Origin of the sequence: Microvirga pakistanensis (assembly GCF_004458765.1) — a bacterium.
GTDB lineage: Bacteria > Pseudomonadota > Alphaproteobacteria > Rhizobiales > Beijerinckiaceae > Microvirga > Microvirga pakistanensis.
In genome coordinates this window covers 107960-129852 of sequence record NZ_SPJX01000156.1, presented here as the reverse complement: position 1 = coordinate 129852, position 21893 = coordinate 107960, and the positions used below count along the sequence as shown (strand labels likewise).

24 protein-coding genes and 1 tRNA gene are annotated in these 21893 nt (G+C 58.8%); 14 read left to right on the top strand and 11 right to left on the bottom strand.

From position 1 onward, the window contains the following. Positions 1-736 precede the first annotated feature (736 nt). Complete coding sequence (locus E4K09_RS05340; RefSeq protein WP_134495721.1) at positions 737-1432, top strand: hypothetical protein; 696 nt, start codon at positions 737-739, stop codon at positions 1430-1432. Positions 1433-1485: 53 nt separating this feature from the next. On the opposite strand, the gene E4K09_RS05335 is transcribed toward E4K09_RS05340, so the two are convergent. Further along, positions 1486-2394 carry a hypothetical protein gene (locus tag E4K09_RS05335; protein ID WP_166802169.1) on the bottom strand — a complete coding sequence of 303 codons (909 nt, stop codon included), beginning with the start codon at positions 2392-2394 and terminating at the stop codon, positions 1486-1488. Positions 2395-2425: 31 nt separating this feature from the next. Between E4K09_RS05335 and E4K09_RS28845 the strand changes: the two genes are divergently transcribed. The 4 genes from E4K09_RS28845 (at position 2426) to E4K09_RS05320 (ending at position 5444) form a co-directional block, all read left to right on the top strand. Further along, the gene (locus tag E4K09_RS28845) at positions 2426-2914 is read left to right on the top strand and encodes a hypothetical protein (protein ID WP_166802168.1); all 489 of its coding nucleotides are present in this window, start codon (positions 2426-2428) and stop codon (positions 2912-2914) included. Between the two features lie 395 nt (positions 2915-3309). Continuing rightward, a complete protein-coding gene (locus E4K09_RS28840) occupies positions 3310-3588 on the top strand; it encodes a hypothetical protein (RefSeq protein WP_166802167.1) in 279 nt (92 codons plus the stop codon). A gap of 308 nt (positions 3589-3896) precedes the next feature. Then, entirely contained in the window at positions 3897-4703 is an 807-nt protein-coding gene (locus E4K09_RS05325) for a DUF1194 domain-containing protein (RefSeq protein ID WP_134495719.1), read from the top strand. A 15-nt stretch (positions 4704-4718) separates the two neighbouring features. Next, entirely contained in the window at positions 4719-5444 is a 726-nt protein-coding gene (locus tag E4K09_RS05320; RefSeq protein ID WP_134495718.1) for a phytochelatin synthase family protein, read from the top strand. A 146-nt stretch (positions 5445-5590) separates the two neighbouring features. Here the strand turns inward: E4K09_RS05320 and E4K09_RS05315 are convergent, their stop codons facing one another. Continuing rightward, a complete protein-coding gene (locus E4K09_RS05315; RefSeq protein ID WP_134495717.1) occupies positions 5591-5806 on the bottom strand; it encodes a GYD domain-containing protein in 216 nt (71 codons plus the stop codon). Between the two features lie 153 nt (positions 5807-5959). On the opposite strand from E4K09_RS05315, the gene E4K09_RS28835 reads away from it, so the two are divergent. Continuing rightward, complete coding sequence (locus E4K09_RS28835; RefSeq protein WP_166802165.1) at positions 5960-6097, top strand: hypothetical protein; 138 nt, start codon at positions 5960-5962, stop codon at positions 6095-6097. A gap of 39 nt (positions 6098-6136) precedes the next feature. Here the strand turns inward: E4K09_RS28835 and E4K09_RS05310 are convergent, their stop codons facing one another. Beyond that, complete coding sequence (locus E4K09_RS05310; protein WP_134495716.1) at positions 6137-6382, bottom strand: hypothetical protein; 246 nt, start codon at positions 6380-6382, stop codon at positions 6137-6139. Between the two features lie 44 nt (positions 6383-6426). Here E4K09_RS05310 and E4K09_RS05305 point away from each other — a divergent pair, with 44 nt between their 5' ends. After that, positions 6427-6690 carry a hypothetical protein gene (locus tag E4K09_RS05305; protein ID WP_134495715.1) on the top strand — a complete coding sequence of 88 codons (264 nt, stop codon included), beginning with the start codon at positions 6427-6429 and terminating at the stop codon, positions 6688-6690. Positions 6691-7415: 725 nt separating this feature from the next. Beyond that, on the top strand, positions 7416-7652 hold the full coding sequence (locus tag E4K09_RS28830; RefSeq protein ID WP_166802156.1) for a hypothetical protein: 237 nt from the start codon (positions 7416-7418) through the stop codon (positions 7650-7652). Positions 7653-8789: 1137 nt separating this feature from the next. Here the strand turns inward: E4K09_RS28830 and E4K09_RS05295 are convergent. Then, the gene (locus E4K09_RS05295) at positions 8790-10112 is read right to left on the bottom strand and encodes an adenylate/guanylate cyclase domain-containing protein (protein WP_134495713.1); all 1323 of its coding nucleotides are present in this window, start codon (positions 10110-10112) and stop codon (positions 8790-8792) included. A 276-nt stretch (positions 10113-10388) separates the two neighbouring features. Next, positions 10389-10688 (bottom strand): AraC family ligand binding domain-containing protein, encoded by a 300-nt coding sequence (locus tag E4K09_RS05290; protein ID WP_342211335.1) that lies wholly within the window; start codon positions 10686-10688, stop codon positions 10389-10391. A gap of 520 nt (positions 10689-11208) precedes the next feature. Here E4K09_RS05290 and E4K09_RS05285 point away from each other — a divergent pair. After that, complete coding sequence (locus E4K09_RS05285) at positions 11209-11643, top strand: YybH family protein (RefSeq protein ID WP_134495711.1); 435 nt, start codon at positions 11209-11211, stop codon at positions 11641-11643. Between the two features lie 106 nt (positions 11644-11749). Beyond that, a complete protein-coding gene (locus E4K09_RS05280; protein WP_134495710.1) occupies positions 11750-12406 on the top strand; it encodes a hypothetical protein in 657 nt (218 codons plus the stop codon). A 90-nt stretch (positions 12407-12496) separates the two neighbouring features. Here E4K09_RS05280 and E4K09_RS05275 read toward each other — a convergent pair whose 3' ends face one another. After that, positions 12497-13246 (bottom strand): Crp/Fnr family transcriptional regulator, encoded by a 750-nt coding sequence (locus E4K09_RS05275; RefSeq protein ID WP_134495709.1) that lies wholly within the window; start codon positions 13244-13246, stop codon positions 12497-12499. Positions 13247-13739: 493 nt separating this feature from the next. After that, positions 13740-14144 (bottom strand): NUDIX domain-containing protein, encoded by a 405-nt coding sequence (locus E4K09_RS05270; protein WP_134495708.1) that lies wholly within the window; start codon positions 14142-14144, stop codon positions 13740-13742. 445 nt (positions 14145-14589) lie between these two features. Between E4K09_RS05270 and E4K09_RS05265 the strand changes: the two genes are divergently transcribed. Continuing rightward, entirely contained in the window at positions 14590-14817 is a 228-nt protein-coding gene (locus E4K09_RS05265) for a hypothetical protein (protein WP_134495707.1), read from the top strand. 107 nt (positions 14818-14924) lie between these two features. Here E4K09_RS05265 and E4K09_RS05260 read toward each other — a convergent pair whose 3' ends face one another. Together E4K09_RS05260 and E4K09_RS05255 are read right to left on the bottom strand one after the other, a co-directional pair. Then, positions 14925-15239, bottom strand: coding sequence for a hypothetical protein (locus E4K09_RS05260; RefSeq protein WP_134495706.1), 315 nt, complete (start codon positions 15237-15239; stop codon positions 14925-14927). A gap of 55 nt (positions 15240-15294) precedes the next feature. Continuing rightward, the gene (locus tag E4K09_RS05255; RefSeq protein WP_134495705.1) at positions 15295-15840 is read right to left on the bottom strand and encodes a GNAT family N-acetyltransferase; all 546 of its coding nucleotides are present in this window, start codon (positions 15838-15840) and stop codon (positions 15295-15297) included. A gap of 266 nt (positions 15841-16106) precedes the next feature. Between E4K09_RS05255 and E4K09_RS05250 the strand changes: the two genes are divergently transcribed. Then, positions 16107-16454, top strand: a complete 348-nt coding sequence (locus tag E4K09_RS05250; protein ID WP_134495704.1) for a hypothetical protein — start codon at positions 16107-16109, stop codon at positions 16452-16454. 262 nt (positions 16455-16716) lie between these two features. On the opposite strand, the gene E4K09_RS05245 is transcribed toward E4K09_RS05250, so the two are convergent. Together E4K09_RS05245 and E4K09_RS05235 are read right to left on the bottom strand one after the other, a co-directional pair. Next, positions 16717-16941: a hypothetical protein gene (locus E4K09_RS05245; RefSeq protein WP_134495703.1), complete on the bottom strand. Its 225-nt coding sequence runs from the start codon at positions 16939-16941 to the stop codon at positions 16717-16719. Between the two features lie 578 nt (positions 16942-17519). After that, a tRNA-Gln gene (locus E4K09_RS05235) sits at positions 17520-17593 on the bottom strand. A 946-nt stretch (positions 17594-18539) separates the two neighbouring features. Between E4K09_RS05235 and E4K09_RS05230 the strand changes: the two genes are divergently transcribed. Both E4K09_RS05230 and E4K09_RS05225 read left to right on the top strand, forming a co-directional pair. Continuing rightward, positions 18540-18956, top strand: coding sequence for a hypothetical protein (locus tag E4K09_RS05230; RefSeq protein ID WP_134495702.1), 417 nt, complete (start codon positions 18540-18542; stop codon positions 18954-18956). Between the two features lie 206 nt (positions 18957-19162). Continuing rightward, positions 19163-21877, top strand: coding sequence for an Ig-like domain-containing protein (locus tag E4K09_RS05225; protein WP_134495701.1), 2715 nt, complete (start codon positions 19163-19165; stop codon positions 21875-21877). Positions 21878-21893 lie beyond the last annotated feature (16 nt).

Genomic DNA, 21893 nt, shown 5'->3' with positions numbered 1-21893 from the left:
GGAGGCGGTCCTGAAGCTTGTACTCTGGGCATACGATCAATGGTCAGCACCCTAATCAGTCTGCGCCCCCTCCGCGCGTAGGCTCATTGAGGAAACGTTGGGCAATGTCGCGTACGGCCTCGTCGCTCCGAGAAGCATCATCAGCCTGGTCCCACGGATGGGATAAACTACTCTCCAGTTCGTTCAACAGTTCAGGATGACGTCGCGAGAGAAACCGTATGGTGCCGAAAAAAGGTGCTCAATCGTCACCTCACGGCGACGAGCCTCCACAATTTGAGAGGAGTCGGGCTGGTCCTGTGTGAGGAAAGCTCATGACAACTCGATCTTTGGTTTCGCTCCTCGCGCTCAGCGGGTCTTTCGCTAGAGTTTGGAACGCAAGCGCTGCCGCTCGTGCGATAGCCGGATCGACAGGTGCCAACCTTCGGAGCGGCTTGGGCGTAATCAGAGAGTAGTGGCAACAGAATTGCTGTGGAAACGCACAGAATGCACGTCAATACACAGCGATATGCCATCGCGGACCTTCCAGCTTCGCAGTATGTAACGGCATCATATAGCCCTGGCACGTTACACTCGGACATCTATGCGTCTCACGATAATTTCACTGATCCCACTGGCGCTCGCAGCCAATCCTGCACGGGCAGAGACAACCTCAGTCTACACCGACGCCACCAAGTGCCGGGTCGAGGACACCAATTGGGATCACTTCTTTCGTGAATGCAAAGGTCCGAATGGAAGAATGGTGACGCTATTCTACCTCGAAGGCATCGCTCGCATCATTGTTGATAAGGACGAGGACAGCCCAAGTGCCGAGGCCGCCATTAACGTGGGCGGCAATGGCAAGGTCTTTGGCGACAAGATTGAATGGCGGCTCCGGGATGGCAAGCCTTGCGCCGTGATCACGCGGGTCAGCACGGATAAAGGATCACGCCTCATTGTAACTTCTTTGGACAAGCCTGCCCGACCACTAGGACAAGAGCGGACGAATGAGGGTGCACGCAGAGCGGCAGAGATCGTGTGCAACAACGAAGCAGGCACCAACTCAGGTGCCGTTACGAGTGCGGCCATTCCAGGGCTAAATGGCCCGGCTGCCGAAGCTATACGGGCGCAAATCAAGAAGGAAGACCTCAGCGATCCAGAAGTCCACGTGTTCTATGGCGACCTCACTGGGAATGGTACGAAGGATGCGATCTCCTTCGTCTACAGCCCGATTGAGGGTGGAAACGGCATCAGTCTCTCGGTTTGGGTTTGGTATGACCGCAATGGAGTGTACCAACTTGCACGGAATGCCAACACAGATGACATTGTTGGACAAGATCCTCGCGACGTGAAGTTCGCACCGGCGCATATTTCAGTGACGACCACGGTTCTCAAGCCGGGCGATCCGCGATGCTGCCCGACTGGCACAAAGACCTTCACGATTGTGGATCGCTAGTCATTGTTCATGGCTGTCGCGCGTGTCGCGAGCTTTTGCGCCACAAGGCTGGCTCATTCAACAAGGTGCTTCAGCCGTGGGCGTAGAACATTGACGTACTGATTGAGGACCGGATTCAGCCACTCGCGCTTCTCATCATCGTTTTTGTACGTGCCAATCGCCCTTGTCGTCTTGATCGCCATCTCTCCTGAAGACCGGACGTTACCGATCTCTGTTCCTTCGGGGAGTTCAGAAGCAATCTGATCCAACTGAGGCGATAGGAGATGGAGAACTTCTTCCTCAAGTTCACGCTTGCGTCCTGCGAGGAAAACACCACACGTTCTCGTACTCTGGTAGGCTGTAATCCAAGTCCCCGGCCATAGGAGTTGTGCGCGAACATTGTTCGGCCAGTACAGCTTCAAGGGCTCCTGATCGGGATCATCGAAGCTCATGCCGAGGACAGGCTGCCACCATCGGCGATACTCGGCCTGCTTCGGGTTTTCGGATCCTCCTTGACCACCTGCTTTCTTTCCTGGGTTCGCGCTCGGACCTCGTTCTGGCTCATCCTCAGAGCCGATCTCCTCCACACCGACTGAGCCATCGGCCTGATAGATGACAATGTTCCGCTCGAAGACGTCCGTCCGCGCGATGACGCGAGGCTGGATCGCGAGCCCATCGTCCCCAAGGTCGTAGAGCTCGACCTCGACGAGGCCAAAGGAGAATCCGAGAGCCGCGTTGCGGTTAATAAGTTTTGCTAAGGCACCAACGTCCTCCCGAATGCCATCACCTGCGATCAGGAGCAGAATGCGGCCTGAGCGCATCGTGCGGACGACTGCATCGGCAAACTGGTGCTCGACAAGCGTCGGATTGACAGCCTTAGCGAATTCGAACGGGATGTTGCCGTGCCTGCTGGGGGCCATCGAGACTTGACGCTGCAAATCGGCATAGGACCAGCGGGAGATTGCCCGAGCATAGTCCAGCACTTGGGCGACCACCTTTCTCCGCGCTTCCCACATGAACAAGGGCCTTCGGGAGGGCATAGCTCGGGCCGAGCACCATGGCCTGCTCGATCAACCGAAAGCCCTCTGCCGTAGTTTCTGCGTCCTGAGACCGGACGGCAGGCAGCGCCCGCACCACGCAGTCATATGCGTCGATGTTATCGGGTCGCTTGCGCTTTGCCCATTCGACTTCACTCAGCGTAATCGTCGGCTCGATGGCTCCGACAATGGTTTCCGTTACGCGGTCTTGAAGATCGAAAAGGTCGGCAAACTCGCCGTCGTACCGCTCGGACCAGAGATGGCTGGCGGTGGTGGCATCAATCAGATGGGCGATGATGCGAAGCCGACTGCCTGCTCGCCGAACGCTGCCTTCCAACACATAGCGGACGCCAAGATCGTGGCTGACTTGGCGGATATCCACGGCCTTGCCTTTGTAGTGAAAGTGGAGTTATGGGCGATCACGAACAGCGACCGGAAGCGTGAGAGCGCCGCAATGATTTCCTGAGCCATGCTACCGGCGAAGTAGTCCTGCTCTGGGTCGCCACTCATGTTTGTGAAGGGAGAACCGCAATGGATGGTTTGTCGGGCAGGGCGAGCGATTTGGGAGGGTCTATTCTGGCTGGGGCAGGCGAGGCTGCCTCGAGGGCATAAGCTCGAACTGGCTCCTCAATGTTCTTCACTTTCTGTGGCCCAAGTTCCGTAAAGGTGAATCATACCCGTAGGCAGCCTCAGAGAGGCAGATACCACCCGATTCAGCGATGCTTTCAAGACGTGCGGCAATGTTCATTCACTCACCCGACAGGTCGCTGCCCCGCACCATCACGTCGCCGACATGTACTACGATACGGAACCGAACGCGGCGCTCGGCGGGGTGCCATAGCCTGCTTGAGCGAGAGTCTCTTGCACAGCTACGGCGCATTGGACGGCATCAACGGCGCTGGGGAACTCGGCCAAAAGATTATCGCCAGCGGTGTTTGCTATGCGCCCGCCGTGCTCCGCAATCAGCTTGTCCATTATTTCACGATGGGCAGTGAGCGTGCGGAGCGTCCCAACCTCGTCCTGCTCCATAAGCCGCGAGTAGCCCACCACGTCAGCCGCGAAGATGGCTACAAGCCGCCGCCCGAACTTGTGCTCCTGCCGATCCACGGGAGCCTCAATGCTACTCAAGATGGATTCTGATGTGGACCGGGCAAGGTGTCCAGTCTTTAGCGGAAGAGAGGAAGGTTATCTGTCAAGCTGGACTGGAAACCTGAGCGCGGAGCATCGGAAGCTGCTATGGTAAGGGCCCTTCCGGGAGGCGGTACTCAGGTGTAGTATTCTCCCAATCAGGAGTGTTCCGCTACCAGAGGCCATAAAGGTGTAGCAGATCTGGTTGGGATGCAGCCCCCTCGACCAGCTTGAACGGTCAGTCACCCGCGTTGCGTCAGAGTACCTCGTCTAAGCTGTATACGCTCGGCATCCCAAGTTGCTCCAGCGAGAGAGCCGCCATGGATGACTTAATCCGGTTTGCAGGCGCGATGGTCGTCATCCTTATGCCCGGTCTGGGCACCGCCACCGAAATGCCGGTGGAGGTGGACGCGAACCTTGTAACGGCTCTGGATACATCAGCCTCGGTTGGGCGCTACGAAGAATGGGCCGAGCGAGAAGGTCTGGCCTCCGCTCTTGCTCATCCTGGGTTCTTGGCGGCAGTTCGAGCCGGGCATCACAGGCGCATTGGCTTTGCCGTGTTCATGTGGTCAAGCCACGGCCACACGAAGATACTTGTTCCCTGGACCACGATAGCCACGCCCGAGGATGCTGCGCAGATCTCCGGGAATCTGCGCTCAAGGCATCTTATCGAAGAGGCCCAGCTTCTGGACCGGGATATCCCGACAGATCATTACGAGGCTCCCACTGGACACCATCAGACTGATATCGCGCTGGCGATTCGCTCCGCATCAACGCTTCTTGGATCTGCTCCGACCTCAAGCCGCCGCTCCGTCATTAACATCGTTGGGAATGGACCAAGTAACAGCGGAACGGAGCCTGCCCAGGCCCGCGACGCTGCTCTGGAGGCAGGACAGGTCATCAATGGCCTTGTCGTCGGTTCCGGCCTTACTGGTGATGTCGAATATTACCGCACGCATGTGATCGGTGGCCTAGGCTCGTTCGTCATGCAGATCTCCAGTACGCAAGAGGTCGCCGACGCTTTCCTGGCTAAGTTCCGCTTGGACATTGCGGGATTGAGCGAGGGCACGTCTTTCGACCAGCGGTTTCTCACAGCCAACAGGATGTCTGATCAGCCCGATCCATAAACCAGGAGGCCAGCCATGCGTGTGATCATCTCGTCTCTCAAGATCATCGGGCTCGGCTTGTGGTTGGCCACGGGCGGTGCTGCCGCCCAGACACTGCCCTTGCCCGAGTCACTCGTCAGCCTCAACAGTGAACGAGGTGCCCGCCTGCTGCTGGAGAGTGAGGCGAACCGCGCCTACTGGCCGCTGAGCATCCAGTTCGTCACCCAGAAGAACCAAGCCTACTGCGGTGTCGCCAGCCTCACGATGGTGCTCAATGCGCTGGGCGTTCCAGCCCCGTCCACCCCGGAGTTCGAGCCGTTCAAGACCTTCACCCAGGACAATCTCCTCAACGAGACAACTGAGAAGGTGCTGCCCAAGGAGGTGCTGGCGAGGATCGGAATGACCCTTGATCAGATTGGTGGGATTTTGGAGTCCTACTCGGTTACGGCTGATGTGCGGCATGCTGCAGACACCAGTTTGGATGAGTTCCGCAAGCTTGCCACCGAAGCCTTGAACACTCCCAACCGTTATGTGATCGTGAACTACCTTCGTCGCACGATAGGCCAAGAGCGCGGAGGGCATATCTCTCCGCTGGCGGCTTATGACGCTGACACAGATCGCTTTCTGGTTCTGGATGTCTCCCGGTATAAGTACCCGCCCGTCTGGGTTGAGGCTGACGATCTTTTCGCAGCCATGAACACGCCCGACTCAGACAATGGAAACCGAACGCGAGGCTTCGTGCTCGTGGCCTGGACCATCTGACCCTGCCCTGATCCTCCGTCTCTGCTTTGTCTAATTGCCTCGCAGTTGTTCTGATGGGGCTGGTTGACCGGCTGACTTGAAGCTGCGGGCTGCCTCGCCGCCCTTCTGGAACAGGCGCATGGCCTCTGGACCGCTCAGAGCACGGGCTACCTTGATGTCCTGAACGCCACCACCTCCTCGTTGGGAGCCTCTGCCAGGAGCATCCAGTCGAAGTCACAGCCTGGGGTCATGTGCCAGGAAACCAGCCTTCCACGCAGCGACTCGAACAGCTTGGAGACGGGCTCTGTGCGATCTTCAGGGGTCTGCAACATGCCGCGCATGGCCTCACGGGTGAACCGTCCATAACCGATGAAGGTTGGCATTTATCCCTCCCTGCGCGCCGCATTTGGATGAGCAGAGGGATTATATTACCTTCTGATATGGATCCTCGAACGACCTCGCATACCCACTCAGGATGAGGTGCGTTCGTTCAGCCTAATGTGGTTCGATGCTCCATCACCTGAAAGGAGCAAGCCATGGCGGGTAAAGCTCGCATGAGGCCGTCGTTCAAGAAGCACACCCGCCGCTACAAGGAGGTGATTGCCCCAGCCAAGGTGCTCGAAGGGCAGAAGAACCTTACCAAGAAGCGGCGCTACGCCAACCGCCACGGTTAGTTGGGTACCGGCCGAAGTCGAGCGGCTGCCACGGGCGGCTCAAGGTTGAAGCGATGAAGGATACGACTCTTCGTCGAAGGCAACTTTATCGTCCCTGTCCCAGAATGCGATGGCAAGAAGCTCTTGGCGTGTCACTCGACTGCCCATCTCATTCGCAGCAAGGAAGCCTTTAACCTGATCTTGGCGGGAGGGACGCACAAATGCAAACGCATCTGCAAAATCAACTTCCTCGCCGAACGCAAATATAAAATGAAGAAGATCGGTATCTTCTGCGAAGTCAGGCATTAGCACCGGCCCAGATAGACGCTCACAGTTCCGAGAGGACGGTAATGGATAATATCTATGGCTTTCCCAACAGTGAGATCATAGGCGAACACGATAGGGATGATATTCTTATGGCTTCGGTTCACATCAGTATGGGCATCGGCGCGAAACAATCGTTTTTCTCGGTGAGAGGTGCGATTCCGACAGAACGGGTTCGCGACGTGGCCAGATTGCCAGCTTCCGATACTGATACCGAGATTGATCTTGCCCGTCGCTCCAGATCACGTGGGGACGCACGGCTTCGCAGAGATGGCGGCGTAGGTCAGTGATGTTGACGGGACTTAAAGTGACGGGCCGCCGTCTACTGAGCGCAGCGTCGACTTCGTGCTTCATAAGGGCTTCAAGCGTAATAACCCCACGCACCCGACTGACCTGAGAGAGCCACCGCAAACCAGAGCTTCAACAGCGAACCCGAGCCGGTGCTGGGATTTCTGCGGCTACAGCGGGTCAAACTGTCATACTCAGAATAGACTACAGATGCGGGCGGTCAGGGCCATGATCGACCGCCTGATCGGACAGTCTCCACACTGATATGGTTGCTTATGAGGTGCCCAAGCCGACGTATTCGCTGAGGGAACTAGGCCGGCGCAACCGGTTGAGGCGAGCTAGGGAGGTGATCTGTGCCCGGATGTCTTTCATTAGACAGGCAATCCCGCCACCCGCACCGGCGGCAAGATGAAATCAGGACGCTAGTGGCCTGAGAGGCGACACCAAGTTGCAACAGTGAAGGCAAGATAGATTAAGCCAAGGGGAAGACTCAAAACGCCACGGGCAGTCTCAAAGACACTCTCAAGAAGAAGTAAGCCGCAGCGGCATGAAACTCACCACCCCACCGAACGTCCCGGTGGGGCAGGTGGCGCAATAGCGGCGCCGCTTGACACGACAGACCTTAGCAGTTGGTCTGCTGCTTCGTCGTTGTACTACCCGTGACATTGTCGGTCTTTTGTTGGGTTGTAGTCGAGCAGCCGGTCGTTCCGGTTGTACCAACATCCCGATGCTCGATCGTGATGTTCTTTTGGTCCGGTCCCGAGGCTGCATCCCCAGCCGCACCGCCGACACCCGCGCCAACGGCTGCCCCAACCGGACCTCCAACAACGGCACCAGCCGCACCACCGGCTACGGCACCTGCTGCTGCGCCCCCAGTTTCAGCAACGGCAAGAGCTGGGAAAACCAGGGCAGCGGCAACAAAAGCACACTTCAGGTCTACACGCATGGCAGCACCTCCGTATGAGCCAATCGCTCACAGCGATCCTGTGCTCAATTAACGGGAGCGGCCCAAGAGCGTTTCAGCTTGGCTTTTAAGGCAACCCAGTTGCTCATTGACCCGGCTCAACGTGGTAATTTTCCTAGTAACAACCAGAAGAGTCCTAAATTCGCAAGCAGGAACATCCATCCAGGATTCTCGTTGGTCCGCCAACATTGCGAGGTTCCGTCGAGTGCAAAAACACAATGACCTGAACGGGCGAATTGCCGAACTGGCTGCTTTCCTTGATCCCGTTGCCTTTCAGTACGATGAACATCTTTTCCTTGAAAAACGCCGGAAAGCCGCATGGCGAGAAGCGGCGAACCGGATCAGACAATAGGAGGATTGCGACAGTGCGGCCCGACTCTTCTGGGCGAACGTGGCAGATCCGCTGGTGAATGAGCGCTGGTCCTCGGCGCTCATTCCTCTTTTCCCGCGCTAGATGATCCTGAGCTTACGCATCATCGACGGAAGGTCCAGGCGAGCGCCGTGTGCCCGTTCATCATCTGTTCGGCTTTCTCTGGCATCCGGAGAAACACGCAGAAACGGGACACCGGAAGGACAACAATGTTCGGCCAATCGCACTCGCATCGGGTTTGGCGAATGATGAATGCCTTGATCGATGCTCGACCCGAGTGGGCTGATCAAGGCACGTTCGAGGCAGACCGGGAGAAGATGCTCCAGTATGGCATCACTATGGGAATGACAAAGGAGGATCTCTTCAGGATCACCGATCCGGACTTGATCTTAGGGTTATGGACGGCGGCTGTGGCTAGAGACGCTGAAGTATGAAAGGCTCTGCCCTTTGAGCCTCACGGGAGACGGAAACTTCGACGGTGACCGGCATTGTCTGTGCTACCTCCGAGGAGTTCGACACTCTTCATCACCGATTCGAGTTCGATCTGGAGCCGACCACCCTTGCCGGTTTCCAGTTCTGGAAAGGTCATTTCCAACCTGCGCTCGGTCCATTGTCCTAGCCCAGTCTGGCATCGGGAAGGTCAATGTTGCCACGCTGGCCACGATCCTGAGATGGTATCCATCGTGGTCCACAACTCGGCAGTATGTGTCGAGGATCTGCTCAGGATCATGCGCTAACACGAGAATCAGCAGGTGCGGGAGGCCGGCTCACGTTTCCTGACTGCTTGCGACGGAGAATAGTGGCATGGGCTCGCTCAAGCCCTTGAGAATATTGGTGCCACGGTCCTCCAGCCGGAGATTGGACCCGGCTACTAAATCGCGCACGGTTCGCGACACCAGCACCTGACCGCCCTCGGCCAGCGCGGCGATACGGGCTGCAATGTGGACCGCGATACCACCGATGTCCTCGCCCTTCATTTCGATCTCACCCGTGTGGATGCCGCATCGGACATCCAAGTTCAGCACCCGCAGGGCCGCTATGATCGTGGTGGCGCATCGGACGGCTCGTGCAGGACCATCAAAGGTCGCCAGAAATCCGTCGCCGAGCGTTTTCACCTCTCGTCCGCGAAAGCGGTCGATCTCGCGTCGAACGATCTGATCATGCTCGTCGAGGAGGATACGCCAGCGCCGGTCGCCTATCTCCTCGGCCCGCCTTGTCGAGTCCACCAGATCGGTGAACATTACTGTGGCAAGCACGCGGTCGGGTTCAACCTCGCCATGGGTGCCGGTGAGGAACTCCTCAATCTCGTCAGCCAATTCATCCATGTTACCGGCCCATGTGAGGTGATCAGGGCCTGGGAACTCGACGTATTTGGCTCCAGGTATGTTGTCGGCAAGGTATCGCCCGCCTTCAACACGGACCCGTGTATCCCCTGAACGATGGAGTACCAGGGTCGGAACACGGATCGCGGGCAGGACATGCCGAACATCAATCTGGCTATTCATCCGCGTGAGCATGATGGCTGCCGAGGGGCTGGCGCTCAACCGTTCAAATCGAGCCCACCACTGCTTGAAGCGGCCATCGGTGGCTTTGCTTGGCGCGAAGGTGCTCAAACTCGCGCCCTTTCCCCACGATTGCGCAATGTTCTCCAGGGACTGCTCGAACTGGTCGGGCGGCAGCACCCAAGTGTGGAAGTGGGCATAGGTCCCATACAGGATGAGCGCTTGGGTCCGATCCGGGTAGGTGGCGGCAAAGAGCATGCTCATTGCACCTCCCTCGGACATACCGAAGAGCGCGGCGCGCTTGCTCTCTACCGCATCCATGACGGCTCGAACATCGTCCATGCGCTCTTCGAGAGTCGGCAGGGCTCCAAGGCGGTCCGAGAGACCGGTCCCCCGCTTGTCGAACAGGATCAGGCGACTGAATGAACTTAGGCGGGTAAGGAAGTGGGCTACGGTCGGCTCATCCCAGTAGAGATCAAGATTGGAGATGAAGCCTGGAACAAGGACCAGATCGAGCGGACCCTTGCCGACCACCTGATAGGCGATCCGGAGATCACCGCTCTTAGCGTAGTGCGTCTCCACCAGCATGGCTCGGCTCCCGTGTTGGAAAACCTGTCCGCCGAAGATAGCAGATGCTGTTCAGATCGGAGGAGATAAGTCGATCTGATCGATGCGATGAGGTTTTAGTGCAGGTAGGAAGCCTGTGGCGTCAGCCGCGAAGATGGCTGGCAGCCGCCGCTCGACCTTGTGGCCCTGCGATCCATGGGAGCCTCGGTGCTGTTCCAGATCCGATTCTGATATGGACCGGGTAAGGCGTCCAGTCCTGATCTGGGCACAGCTACGTTAAGGGCGGGCCGGCAAGCTCTATTCAAACTGCTGACACGCATGGGCCAGAACTTCAGCCTGTTCCGGGGTGGGAGGGCCAAGCGGACCGGGGAGCCCATCCCGTTCGGAAGGGCGTCCGAAAGCGCGAATGGAGTTCTCGAACTCGCCTCGGGTGATGGTGAGCCTGCGAGCCTCAGCCGACTCAACCTGGTAGGTGTGGGGAATGCCTTTGGGGGGCAGAAGCGTCTCTCCCGGAGGCGCGCAGCGCTCCTGATCTCCGATCCGGTACCGCACCACATCTTCGATCACGTGAAAGATTTTATCCTCGTCATGGTGGATGTGCAGGCTGGTGAGTTCCCCTGTGAGGCTCGGCGCTCAAGGACCGAGATACCATCTGGACTGTCCCGTTCCGAGACGCGGATGGTGACATAGGTGTTGAGGAACCAGATGTTGTGGCTATCGGCAGCTTCCCTGTTCATTTCTTCATTTCACAAGCAGCAGGGTAGGTACCTAAGCGTAATCGCAACTATATTACGAAAAACAGAAATTCCGGTGCAGAGAAAAGTCAGATTCACCGGACTTTTGAAGACTTTCCTCACGACTTCATGGCCGGAGTGACCACCGATGCCTGTATCAGCGGCTGAAGATTGAGGTGCGAACCGTCTATTCGTTCATCATCCATGCTGCTCCGGATCGTATTCGGCGGCGGGTTGGGCGAGGTGTCCAGTCGTCTTCGAAGACATAAACGAAAGATTATCTGCGAGGCTTTAACTGATGGGATTACAAACCGCTGGTCGGATGCTTTGCCAACTCATCGTGCATGAGGTAAAATACTTTCTTCTTACATCAGGAGGCGACAATGCGTAAGAATGCGCTGGTTGTTGCGTTCTGTTTGCTTGTGTTACCTGCATCCGCTCAAGATAAAGCCGAGTTTCAGAAGATTGCTGATCATTTCGTGGAGGCATACGCTAAGGGTGATCTCAACGCGGTTCTGAAACTCTATGCAGAGGATGCTTCCATCCTCCCGCCTCAAGCACCTATGGCGAAAGGGCAGAGCAGCATCGCAGGATTCTGGAAGGACGAGGCGCAGCGCGCCGAACTCAAACAGGTCACCGTCGTCGATGTCCAGCAGCTTGGCAACGACAGGGCGCACGTGATCTTCACCACAGTCGGGCGGACCAAGGGGCAATCACCCCAGGAGTTCCAGGGCAAAGGCACGGCTTTGGTCCAGAAGGCAGGGAATGAGTGGAAGATGCTGGTGCATGTCTGGAACCGGAATGACCGTGGCCCGTGAGGCTATAAGAAGCATCCCATTGTCGGCATGGTTCAATCCGCGCAGGCAGGGTTTGGAGTGGCGCACTGATCGGACGGTTCGGAAGTGATTGGCCGGGGAGGTGCCAATGGGTTGGGCAGGGTCCGGAGCGCTGATCGCATGGCACGATGTCGAGAAGGGCCGCGAGGCCGAGTACCTCGACTGGCACTCCCATGAACATATGAAGGAGCGGCTCGCGATCCCTGGTTTTCTCCAAGGTCGCCGGTACTCCGTTGTCGGCTCTGGGCCTCAGTTTCTTGTCTTGTACACAGTCCTTAAGCCCGATGTCTTTGCATCCCAGACCTATCTGGAACACCTGAACCATCCCTCGGAGTGGACCCAGCAAGTTATGCCTGCGCTGCGGAACATGAACCGGAGCCTTTGTCGCGTTGCAGCATCGAGCGGATCGGGTGCGGGTTGCTGTCTTCAAACCACCCGGTTCTCTCCTGAGCCCGGATGCGAGCCACATTTGTGCGGTGTATTGACGAGCGAAGCGCAGTCGCTTGCGCACCAACAGGGCATCTGTGCCGCGCATCTCCTGATTGCAGATCAGGACCGAAGCAGGACGCCAACCCGCGAAACAGCCCTTCGGGCAGGCCAGGATGCGGTGGCCGATTGGGTGCTGGTTGTCGAAGGCTATGACGAGGCTGCGGTGGCTAAAGACCGTTCCGGGTTGCTGCGGCAGAGCGGTGCTGGGCCGAACATTACCCGCGATCTGTACGGGATAGATCACATCTGCTTCTGAGAGAAGGCGTGTACTCCGTGAGCCCCACCTCTGCATGCGTCGGTCTGAGAGTGGGTGAAGGATGCACCAGTAACCTTACGGCTTGCGACCTTACGTCTGCTGCCGCTGGTTGGCATCGAGTGCCTCGCCCTCATGCTCCAAGTGCAAGTAGCCAGGGCTAAACATTGCCACCTTCTGCAAAGCATCCAGATCAAGAATGGTGAGATGCCTGCCCCTGAGTTCAACAAGACTGTCGCGCCGCAGATCCTGGAGCATGCGGTTGGTATGGACGATGGTGAGCCCGAGTGTGTCGCCCAACTCACCCTGCGTGATGGGCAGGATGCAGGATTTGCCGTTGGTCAGCCCCACGGCTCGCAGTCGGTAGAACAACTCGCACAGGAGATGAGCCGCGCGCTCATAGGCGCTGCGCTGGCCAAGGTTGACCACCCAGGCTCGCAAAGTTGCCTCATCCACCAGGGTAGACCACCACAGCGCTTGGGTGATGCGGGGATGCTGCGCCATCAGGTCGAGCATGGTGTCGCGCGGGATCAGGGCGATGGTGGCCGGGGTGAGGGTCGAGATGGAGTGATCCATCTGGCGCAGGATGAACACGTTGATGTCGCACAGATCACCGGGCACAAAGTAGGCCATGATCTGCCGCCGCCCATCCTCCAGGGTCTTGCAGCGGCAGGCCCAGCCTTCGATCAGCAGGATCACGGCTTCTGGGCAGTCGCCCTCGCAGATGATGTCCTCGCGTGCAGGATAGACACGGACCTGACGGGTGGCCTTGTCTAAGGCGAGCTTGTCGTCGTCAGAGAGCTTGGTGAAGTTCTCCAGCTTGCGGATGAGAGGGCTCGGCATGGCGGCGTCCTCCGCTAGGCGCATGATACCACACCCAGGACCACAGATCTCATTCGATTGAGTCCGTCAGGGAAGATCGAACCTGGACAGGTTGGCGCGTGACGCACTCAGCAACTCGCGCGAGCGGCGGATACCCTCGTTCGGAATGGGTCTACGACAAGCTGAAACCCGTGCCTGTGTTGCAAAAACTCTGGTCAGAGGGAGATCTCTATGAACTGCGAACGAGGATCATCGTTCTTCTAGACGATGTGAGGCTTGGAGGCATCCATGGCAGGACCAAAGCAGCCCAACCAAGATGCGGGTCTGGAGAACCTGAGCGTCAACAGCAGCCGACGTAGCGGTGTGCAAGAGGACGGAACCGGCAACCCGGCTCACCAGGACGGAAAGCACGACTCAACCAACAGCGCGAGGGTGCCGGATCAGCAGATACCCGTCGAACAGTCGCCAGGAATTGAGGATACCGAAGGTCACCCGACCTGAAGTTATTCGATCGTCACAGCCCTTGTCTGAAGAACTCCTGCACTACCCGCGTATGCAGTGGAAAGGCTGTTTCGACCGGCTCGTGAACAACAAGCACTTCCGAGACCTCGGCGTCATGGAAAAACGGCTCCTCGTGCATGATCGGACAGCTTTGGCAGAAGAGGAGGTTCTGCCGCCGATCTGGTGTGGTCTCCACTGCTACGATCCGCAGTGTTTCGGGGGCGATTCTCACGCCCGTTTCCTCCAACACCTCTTGCGCCCCAGCTTCCTGCCAAGTCTGACCAAGCATCTGGTAACCTCCCGGCAGCGCGAGTTTGCCCTGACCCTCACCGGGAAGGGCGCGTCGGATCATCAACAAGCCACCGCACAGCGGCACCAGCACGACCACTACGGTGGGGGTGTTTTCGTAACGAGCCATCACAGTCACCTTCTGTTCTGCCACTTGGTGCGAGGAGCGCAGGTGATGGTATGGCTTCGGGAAGCTAACGTCTTCCGTACATTTGCCACATTACCTCGCTGCATTGCACACGGAGACCCTGGAATGGGGCGAGGACATCGGGGCATTTTCCGGCACGTCGTGCCGCCAGCGAGAGTCTCTCAATGCAACAAGCCCTGCTGCCAGCCGACGCCCCAACAGTTGCGTTTCCTCGTCCTTCGGGCCCTGCACCGAACCAAGCGCTGGGCTCTTGTGACCTTCAGCGGCTTGGGGAGCGGCTACGCGTGACATACGGTCAGGTTGAGAGTGCTCTTCCTGCGCGACTGGCAGAGCTTGTGGAGCGGCTCGCACGACGCGAGCAGCCCGAAGATGAGGTCGAGAGGAACTGTTACAAGACGAGCTGTGTCGAGTCGACGGGAGGGTCTGCATGAAGAAGGCGCGCAAGCTCTATGAGAGCCCAAGCGGTGATCGCTGGTATCTGATCAGCGATCCTTCAGGGGCTATCTTCATCCGCCACGAAGGGAACGTGGCTTCCGGAGGGCAGGTGGAGCACGAGGAGATTGCGAGCTTTCTCGGTCGCGGTGAGGGTCCGGAACAGCAGGAACTGCTGCGCCTGATTGGAACACTTGTCGAGGAACACTCCATCCACGCGTAATCCGTTCTATGAAGCGCGGAGTTAGGGGGTGATCGAGAGAACGGCTCTCGGAGGCAGACCAGCTTAGATAGCACGGCGCGAGGAAACCAGTCCCACGGCTGCGGCCCTTAGGTCTCGTCCTCTTCCGGCAGAGACTCGATCCTACCGATGTCCCATGCGCGGTAACCTGCCCGCCGTTCCAGGGCTTCCACCTGCCGAAGAAGCTGTGCCGCGAGTGCGGCTTCGCGCCGGAAGCCCTCATCACCAGGGTCGCTTCCGAGGCGCAGGTGCATATCCCGCACCCTCGCCTCCAAGGCTCGCCTGAGAACACCTATCTGCTCTTTGTTCAGTTCGAGCAACATCGCGCCTCCAAGTAGGAACAAGTCGGATTCAAGCTCATAGCCTCTCCACCTGATGACCGTCGCTGGGATCGATTCTGTCACTCATGCCGTCTTGGAGCATAGGCTAGGCGCTGCCCTTCAACGCGGATCGACCACCTCAGCCATCGAGCATCCGGATCATGTGGACCTTGTTCACCACCCGACCATCCACCATCAGCATGGCGCGAGGCTCCCGTCCGAACTCAACGAAGCCGCATGAGCGATAAAGCCGTTGCGCAGCCGTATTCCCCTCGGAGTACATGAGCAGGACTTGCCGAACTCCCTGAATGCGTGCTGCCTCGGCAAGGGTTTGTTCGACCAGGGTTCCGCCGATGCCGCGACCACGAGCCGAGGTTGAGACCGCCATCCCGTACAGAATTGCTTTGTGGCGCTCCTGGGCACGCGGCAGCACATCGAGACCGACCGCCCCGGCCATCTCAGAGGATGCTTGATCGAACGCCCCAAGGACGAAGTTGTGGGGTTGCTGGGGCGATGAGATCCGCTCCTTGATCCATTCAATGGGTTTGGACCAATATTCATCATGGGTCACGACGAAAGCTGACGGGGTATCCTGAAGCGTCTGTAGAGCGAAGGTCCGGTAGGTTTCAGCGTCATCATGGGTCAGCCTGCGGATCGAAATGGGGTCGGCGTGCCCGCTGGTCATTCTGTTTACCCCGTCTGCGTGCGCTGATTATGACGCGCAGAGAATCGCCGAGCATTATCTCAAAAGGATCACCTCTTTCCACCCAGGACGACCGTGATCTTCCGCAGCATCAGCGGAATGTCCGGAGGAGAGCGGCTGCGTCGCTTATGGTCATCAGACCGGTCGCAGTTTGCATTTGTTGAGTAAGGTGGTCGCCGTTGTGCCGCATTGCTCGTGCAGCTTGGCCAGTCAGAATCACTTTGTCAGTTTTCAAGAGGACCATCTGAATGAAGCCACGCACCATCGAAGAGTGGGTCACATATATCCAGACTGCTCCACGTCGTCTCAGAAACGCCACGGCGCAGGTCAAAGTCCGGGAGCAAGGGATCGACCGGTATCCCGCGCAGACGACCCATGCCTCTGATGTGCCAGCCAGCCCAATACTCATCCTTGGAGCGATCACGCTTGGGCTTCCGGCCCTCGCGCTGATCCTGGTGGTTGGGATGAACTCGGGCGTCCGGGAAGGCTCTCTTTTGACCATCCTGACGTTCCTCGTGATCTCGGCTTTCGTGATCGCCGCGATCTTTGAGATCAAGAGGCTTGCTGACCAATCTGCTGATCCGGATCATCGCTAGATGGCCATCCGGCATCCGTATCCTTCGGTCGCGAAGGCGGCTCTATTCCTAGTGTTAGCCGGGTTGGGTACCTAAAGCAGCTTTTGTGAGCGTTCGCCCAGAAGGCCCCGATCCTTTGCTGCTTGGCTGGCGACAGGGCCGCGTCACATCACGGAACGACAGTCCACATCCTAGCGGCAGAGGTCTGATCCCTCCCCACTTAGAGGCAGATCCTCGACAGATGACCGGCTAAACTAATTTTACGGGAGCATCCCGAATACGATCATCGTCGCCATGGCCACTCTGGATCGACTTTCTTGAGGAACAGACGCCGGGCTTCCTCCGACAGACTCAATGCCTTTCCAGGAGGAGGGGGCTGCACGAGCTTGGGACCATGCCAATCCTCCCGCTTGAGCGATCGCAATGCCTCGGGCGAGAGTTTGGGCAGACCCTCGGTAGCTATGCGATGACGCAACTGCTGTAAGGTCTCGTCAAGGTCGTCGGGCATGGCTGTTCTCGCAGCCAGAAGGGCACGGAGTCCAAGTTATCGCTCGAGGGCAGGGGAGGTTCCTTTCCGTGCCTTACCCATGACTGAGAATCGGCCGGTTCGGTCTCAGTCTTTCCCACCCTGAATGACCATCAGCCGCCCCAGCATCGGCGGAAGGGCCGGGGGAGGGCGACTGGTCGCCTCCAGATCCGTGAACCGGGCCTTGCACCTGGGATCATGCTGGTCCGGAGGTCGCTCCCAAGGAGGTGACTTCCTCTGGCAATCGAGGGCAATCCTGTCGATCGACTCGCAACGCAGAATGACGGCTCCAAACTTTTCGGCAAATCGAGCCAAGCGATACTGGCCCTTGCGGTGGGGGCAGAGGGGGCAATCGATGCGGACGATCACCCATGGCTAATCGCTGAGCCGCTCGATCATCACTGCCCCATTTGGCAATGGGAACGACAAGTCGAAGGTTCCAGGTGCTTCAGAACAGGGTTCGAACCTGAAGTGTAAACCGAGATGTAAACGGACGGATTCAGGGATCTGGCGGATCTAACCGCGAACCGAATTTTGCTCTATTTTGTAGAGCTTTAGAGTGGCTGGGGGACCTGGATTCGAACCAAGACTAACGGAGTCAGAGTCCGCTGTTCTACCATTAAACTATCCCCCACCGAAGCCATTGAAATTACTTGCCTTTTTAGGATGATTTTTCAATCCGGGGCGAAGGTTTTTTCAATCCACGTCCGTGGTGGCGTTCAGATAGGGGCTTTTGCGTTCATGGTCAAGGGCCTTCGTCACGGCCTCGGTTTCACCCACCGGAAGCATTTTACACCTAACGTTGCCGGCGCCCATGGGCTGCGATCGACCTCCACGAAACATCATCCGTTGGCTCTTCGTCCGACATCCGCAGACAAGACATCTTCTCGTGTGCCTCGGCCGAGCTTCGTCGAGACTCGGGCGCCGTTCGACCTGGTGGCGCGGTGCTCTCCGCCTCTGGCGGACGCGATCTTTGCCGCCGCGATCTTTGAATGCATCCTTCGTAGGTTTCCTGGCACAACGAATCCGCCTTCGGCATTGCGCGAACACCGCCAAGGTCATTGCAGGCCGATTCAAACTGTCGTGGTTCGAAGACCGGAGCTGACGGAGCCCATGAGCAGCTCGAATGTTTGGAGAGGCGCTGACGATCGGCAAACAGGGGAGGAGCGCCGCGACCGAGCTCGCTCTTTGTGTGACTCACATGCCACAGACAAAAAAATAGGCAGCCAAGCTGCCCTTTCGACATTGCCTCGTATGGGGGCAATCGTTACTTTTTGCATTGCAGCACAGCGATGGATGTCGCCCTGCTGCCGCCCTTCTTGGGCGTTTCCTCCCTAACCTTCGGGTCGCTGGCAACGGCGGCCTTTTTTCTTGTGATGGGAGATTAATGATCGGGCAGCGCCCGATCAACGCAGAAAATGCCCAACTTGTTTGTTAAAAAGTATTAGTGTTAAGGCGCAGCCCACCCAGGCACGGCGGTTCTCGCTCGAAGATGCGCTGCTTTCTCCACCCGCTGGCGAGACAAGCTCGACAGTTGCTGGTAGGTGATAATGCTCCTTCCGTTCGTCAGCGAGGAATCGATGGTCGGCCGAGCTTTATTCCCAGCCGTTGCGCTCATCCTGTCCCTGTCCGCCTGCGCGTCGCCCTCGGCACAGGGTTCATTGCATGAATACTGGGGCGTGGCCTACACGAACGTGAGCACCCGATGCGGCGGCGGGTATCAGGTGTATCGTAAGCCCGGGACATCGCGAATCCTCGTGAGAGCGTACGAACTCTCGGAGGCCCGCCAATCCTTTTGCGAGAGGTACAATGGAATCCAGCCGAGCGTTGGGGTCACCGGTGTGAGGCACGAGGAAGCCGTTGTGGAGTACATGGCCACGCGCGCGGATCTGAGAGAATGCAGGCTCGTGAGTGGGACCGAGATCACGTCGTTGCATTCCGAGTTCGTGATCGCATGCCCTGTCGCCCCGACGGGCGCGGTCAGGGCCAAGGGCTAGATCGTCCAGGCTGACGAAGACGGCATCCTGCTCATCCCGTTTGTTTTCGGAGCGGCGTTCATGCGGGACATCGGGCATGTCCCAAACTGACCCGCAGCCCGTTCGTGAGGGCTGCGAGCGGGAGAGTCTTCCGTGCCTAGGACTTCGTTCTATTAGGAAAGAACTGGCGAAAGGATTATGCTCGCAGGAGCCCAAAGGGGGTTGCTGTGTACCGATCCGGGGACGGCGCCAGTGTTCATCACATTCAGATCGACGCTGCCGAGGCGTCGAGGAGTGCGGCTGACCCGGACGCCGCAATCCTGTTCCCCGACAAGGATCTGCTGTTCAACGCTGGTTTCCGAAGGTCAGGAGCCGACCTTCTGCTCACAGGACCCGAGACGGATGCCGTCATCTCGGGATACTTCAAGGGCGAAAGGCGTCTCGGCATCACGACGCCGGAAGGGGCAAGCCTGACCGGCGCGACCGTCGAGGCGTTGGCAGGTCCGGATGCAGCAGGCCAGTACGCGCAGGCGGGCGGCGCGGCGGCAGTTCTGGCTCCGATCGGCCGTGTCGAGAAAGCGTCAGGATCGGTCACCGTCCTGCGGAACGGCGTCGCGATCACGCTGCGGCTTGGCGATGTCGTCGCGAAGGGCGACGTCGTGCAGACCGGGCCCAATTCGGCGCTGACGATCAAATTCAACGACGGAACGGTCTTCAGCCTATCGTCGAGCGCCCGAATGGTGCTGAACGACATGGTCTATTCTGCGGATTCCAGTGCGAATTCCGCGCTCCTGACGCTCGTTCAGGGCGTCATCGGGTTCGTGGCGGGACGCATCGCCAAGACCGGAGATCTCAAGATCGACACGCCGGTCGCGACGATGGCCATCAGGGGAACGGCCGTTCAGACGGAGATCGCCGCAGCCAGCGGAACCACGCGGGTTTCCCTGCTCACCGAACCGGACGGACGCGTCGGTTCAATCGTTCTTCTGGCCAAGAACGATCCATCCCGCGTGATCGCATCGGTATCGGACGCCCGCATCGCGACCCTCCTGACGCCGGTGTCCGGGTCCGATCCGCAGGTGACGCAAATCGCCAAGACGAATGACGAGATCCGGAGCGAAAACGACATCGTCAGGGAGTTGTTTCGGTTCTTCTCCACCGAGCTTCGGCAGAGGGGAGGCAGCAGCGATCCCGACGATGCTCTCATCGTCCCTGTGAACTTCTCCCAGCCCGTCGATCCGCCCGATCCTTTGGACTTCGCGTTGGTGCTTCCGACCTGGATGCGCAGCGTTGTCCCTAATGCGATTCCTCCTTCCCCCGTCGCGGTGCCGGCGCCGGCTGAGGGCAGCGCGGTGGAGGATGGATCCGTTGCCCAACTCAGCGCCCTGGCGGCTTTCGATCCATCAGCCGGGAGAACTCTCTCCCGTGTGGTCGTGCCCTCATCGTTACCCCCCGGGGTGACGTATCTCGAAAACACCCGGAGCTTTCGCCTGGACCCTGCGGATCCGGCCTACCAGCATCTGGGAGTCGGCGAAACGGAGACGGTGACCGTCAATTACAGCTTGGTGTTCGACAACGGCATCACAGTACCGACCTCGGTGAGCTGGATCATCGACGGCCGCAACGATGCCCCCGTCGCAAGGAACGATCGCATGGGCGCGGTTGACGAGAGCGGACGAACGGTCCTTGCCGTTCTCTCCAACGATCGCGACATCGATGGCGATTCCCTCCGGCTGGTTCGCTGGACCGATCCGAGCGAGGGTTCCGTCAGTCTGGATGCAACGGGTCGCCTCGTCTTCGATCCGGGCAGCGGCTTCGAGGCCCTCAGTGCCGGTGAGACGGCAACGGTCACGTTCACCTATACGGTGGCCGACGGCAACGGAGGAACCGATACGGCAACCGTGAGCCTGCAGGTCCGTGGAGAGGGAGCGTTCTCGTCGCCCCGTCAAGTCGCGTACGACAGCGACATCCTCGCGTTCAATCGTCAGGCCGTGTCGCTTTCGGTCGATGCGCCGAGGGCTACGACCTCTGCGACGGCGGATCTGGAATTGACCATCGGCCTCGGCCCGATCCTGCAGCCGCAGATGAACATCCTCTATCTGATCGACATCTCGGGAAGCACCTTGGACGGGTTCGAGGGAACACCCGTCGGCGATCTCAACGGGGATGGCCGCGCGAATACCGTTCTCGATGCGGAGATCGCCGGTCTGATTGCGCTCACCGAGCGGGTGAGGAGCCTCGGCTTCTCTTCCGCGGATGTCACGGTGACGGTCATACCCTTCAACGGGAGCGCCGATCCAGCCAGCTCCGGCGGCAATAATCAGAGCGGCGTGAATGCTGCAACCTTCAACCTGGGGCAGGCCGGCAACGGGGCCATCGCGACTTATCTCAGGGGCCTCGATGCCGGGGGCGCGACGAACTTCGCGAATGCCTTGAGGGCGGCCAATCAGCGCCTGGAGGGTCTCGACCAGGGAGGCGAGGCCAACTTCCTGTATTTCCTCTCGGACGGGAGGGGGCAGGGCTCGGTCGATGCCGAGACCGCAATCTTGGAGGACCGCTACGGAGCGAAGATCACCGCGCTTGGCGTCGGCGGGAATTCGGATGTGTCAGGACTGAACGAGATCGACAACACGGGTGGAGCCTCTCGGCTGACGTCGCCGGACCAGATCGACGTCTCGATCCTGGGATCGCCACTGCCACGCGGGACGATCGCCGATGTCGACGTGTTCGTGAACGGTCGAGAGATCGGCGAGATCGGTCCAGAGGATCTCGCTCTTACGTCAGGAGGATGGGTTCTCGACGCATCGGTCGGCGGCTTGGGACGGCGCGCAGGCGATCAGAACACCGTGTCGGCGACGGTCACGTTCGAAAGCGGTGAGGTGCTTGCGACCGAGCTGACGATCGCAGGCGCTCTGCCCCGCTCCACGGATAGCATCCTGTGAGGGAACATGCTCCGAC

Excerpts from the sequence above, each read along its gene's own strand:
- E4K09_RS05340 (WP_134495721.1), top strand. The coding sequence starts at position 737 with ATGGTGACGCTATTCTACCTCGAAGGCATCGCTCGCATCATTGTTGAT.
- E4K09_RS28845 (WP_166802168.1), top strand. The coding sequence starts at position 2,426 with ATGAACAAGGGCCTTCGGGAGGGCATAGCTCGGGCCGAGCACCATGGC.
- E4K09_RS05325 (WP_134495719.1), top strand. The coding sequence starts at position 3,897 with ATGGATGACTTAATCCGGTTTGCAGGCGCGATGGTCGTCATCCTTATG.
- E4K09_RS05320 (WP_134495718.1), top strand. The coding sequence starts at position 4,719 with ATGCGTGTGATCATCTCGTCTCTCAAGATCATCGGGCTCGGCTTGTGG.
- E4K09_RS05315 (WP_134495717.1), bottom strand. The coding sequence starts at position 5,806 with ATGCCAACCTTCATCGGTTATGGACGGTTCACCCGTGAGGCCATGCGC.
- E4K09_RS28835 (WP_166802165.1), top strand. The coding sequence starts at position 5,960 with ATGGCGGGTAAAGCTCGCATGAGGCCGTCGTTCAAGAAGCACACCCGC.
- E4K09_RS05310 (WP_134495716.1), bottom strand. The coding sequence starts at position 6,382 with ATGCCTGACTTCGCAGAAGATACCGATCTTCTTCATTTTATATTTGCG.
- E4K09_RS05305 (WP_134495715.1), top strand. The coding sequence starts at position 6,427 with ATGGATAATATCTATGGCTTTCCCAACAGTGAGATCATAGGCGAACAC.
- E4K09_RS28830 (WP_166802156.1), top strand. The coding sequence starts at position 7,416 with ATGCTCGATCGTGATGTTCTTTTGGTCCGGTCCCGAGGCTGCATCCCC.
- E4K09_RS05295 (WP_134495713.1), bottom strand. The coding sequence starts at position 10,112 with ATGCTGGTGGAGACGCACTACGCTAAGAGCGGTGATCTCCGGATCGCC.
- E4K09_RS05285 (WP_134495711.1), top strand. The coding sequence starts at position 11,209 with ATGCGTAAGAATGCGCTGGTTGTTGCGTTCTGTTTGCTTGTGTTACCT.
- E4K09_RS05280 (WP_134495710.1), top strand. The coding sequence starts at position 11,750 with ATGGGTTGGGCAGGGTCCGGAGCGCTGATCGCATGGCACGATGTCGAG.
- E4K09_RS05275 (WP_134495709.1), bottom strand. The coding sequence starts at position 13,246 with ATGCCGAGCCCTCTCATCCGCAAGCTGGAGAACTTCACCAAGCTCTCT.
- E4K09_RS05270 (WP_134495708.1), bottom strand. The coding sequence starts at position 14,144 with ATGGCTCGTTACGAAAACACCCCCACCGTAGTGGTCGTGCTGGTGCCG.
- E4K09_RS05265 (WP_134495707.1), top strand. The coding sequence starts at position 14,590 with ATGAAGAAGGCGCGCAAGCTCTATGAGAGCCCAAGCGGTGATCGCTGG.
- E4K09_RS05255 (WP_134495705.1), bottom strand. The coding sequence starts at position 15,840 with ATGACCAGCGGGCACGCCGACCCCATTTCGATCCGCAGGCTGACCCAT.
- E4K09_RS05250 (WP_134495704.1), top strand. The coding sequence starts at position 16,107 with ATGAAGCCACGCACCATCGAAGAGTGGGTCACATATATCCAGACTGCT.
- E4K09_RS05245 (WP_134495703.1), bottom strand. The coding sequence starts at position 16,941 with ATGCCCGACGACCTTGACGAGACCTTACAGCAGTTGCGTCATCGCATA.
- E4K09_RS05230 (WP_134495702.1), top strand. The coding sequence starts at position 18,540 with ATGGTCGGCCGAGCTTTATTCCCAGCCGTTGCGCTCATCCTGTCCCTG.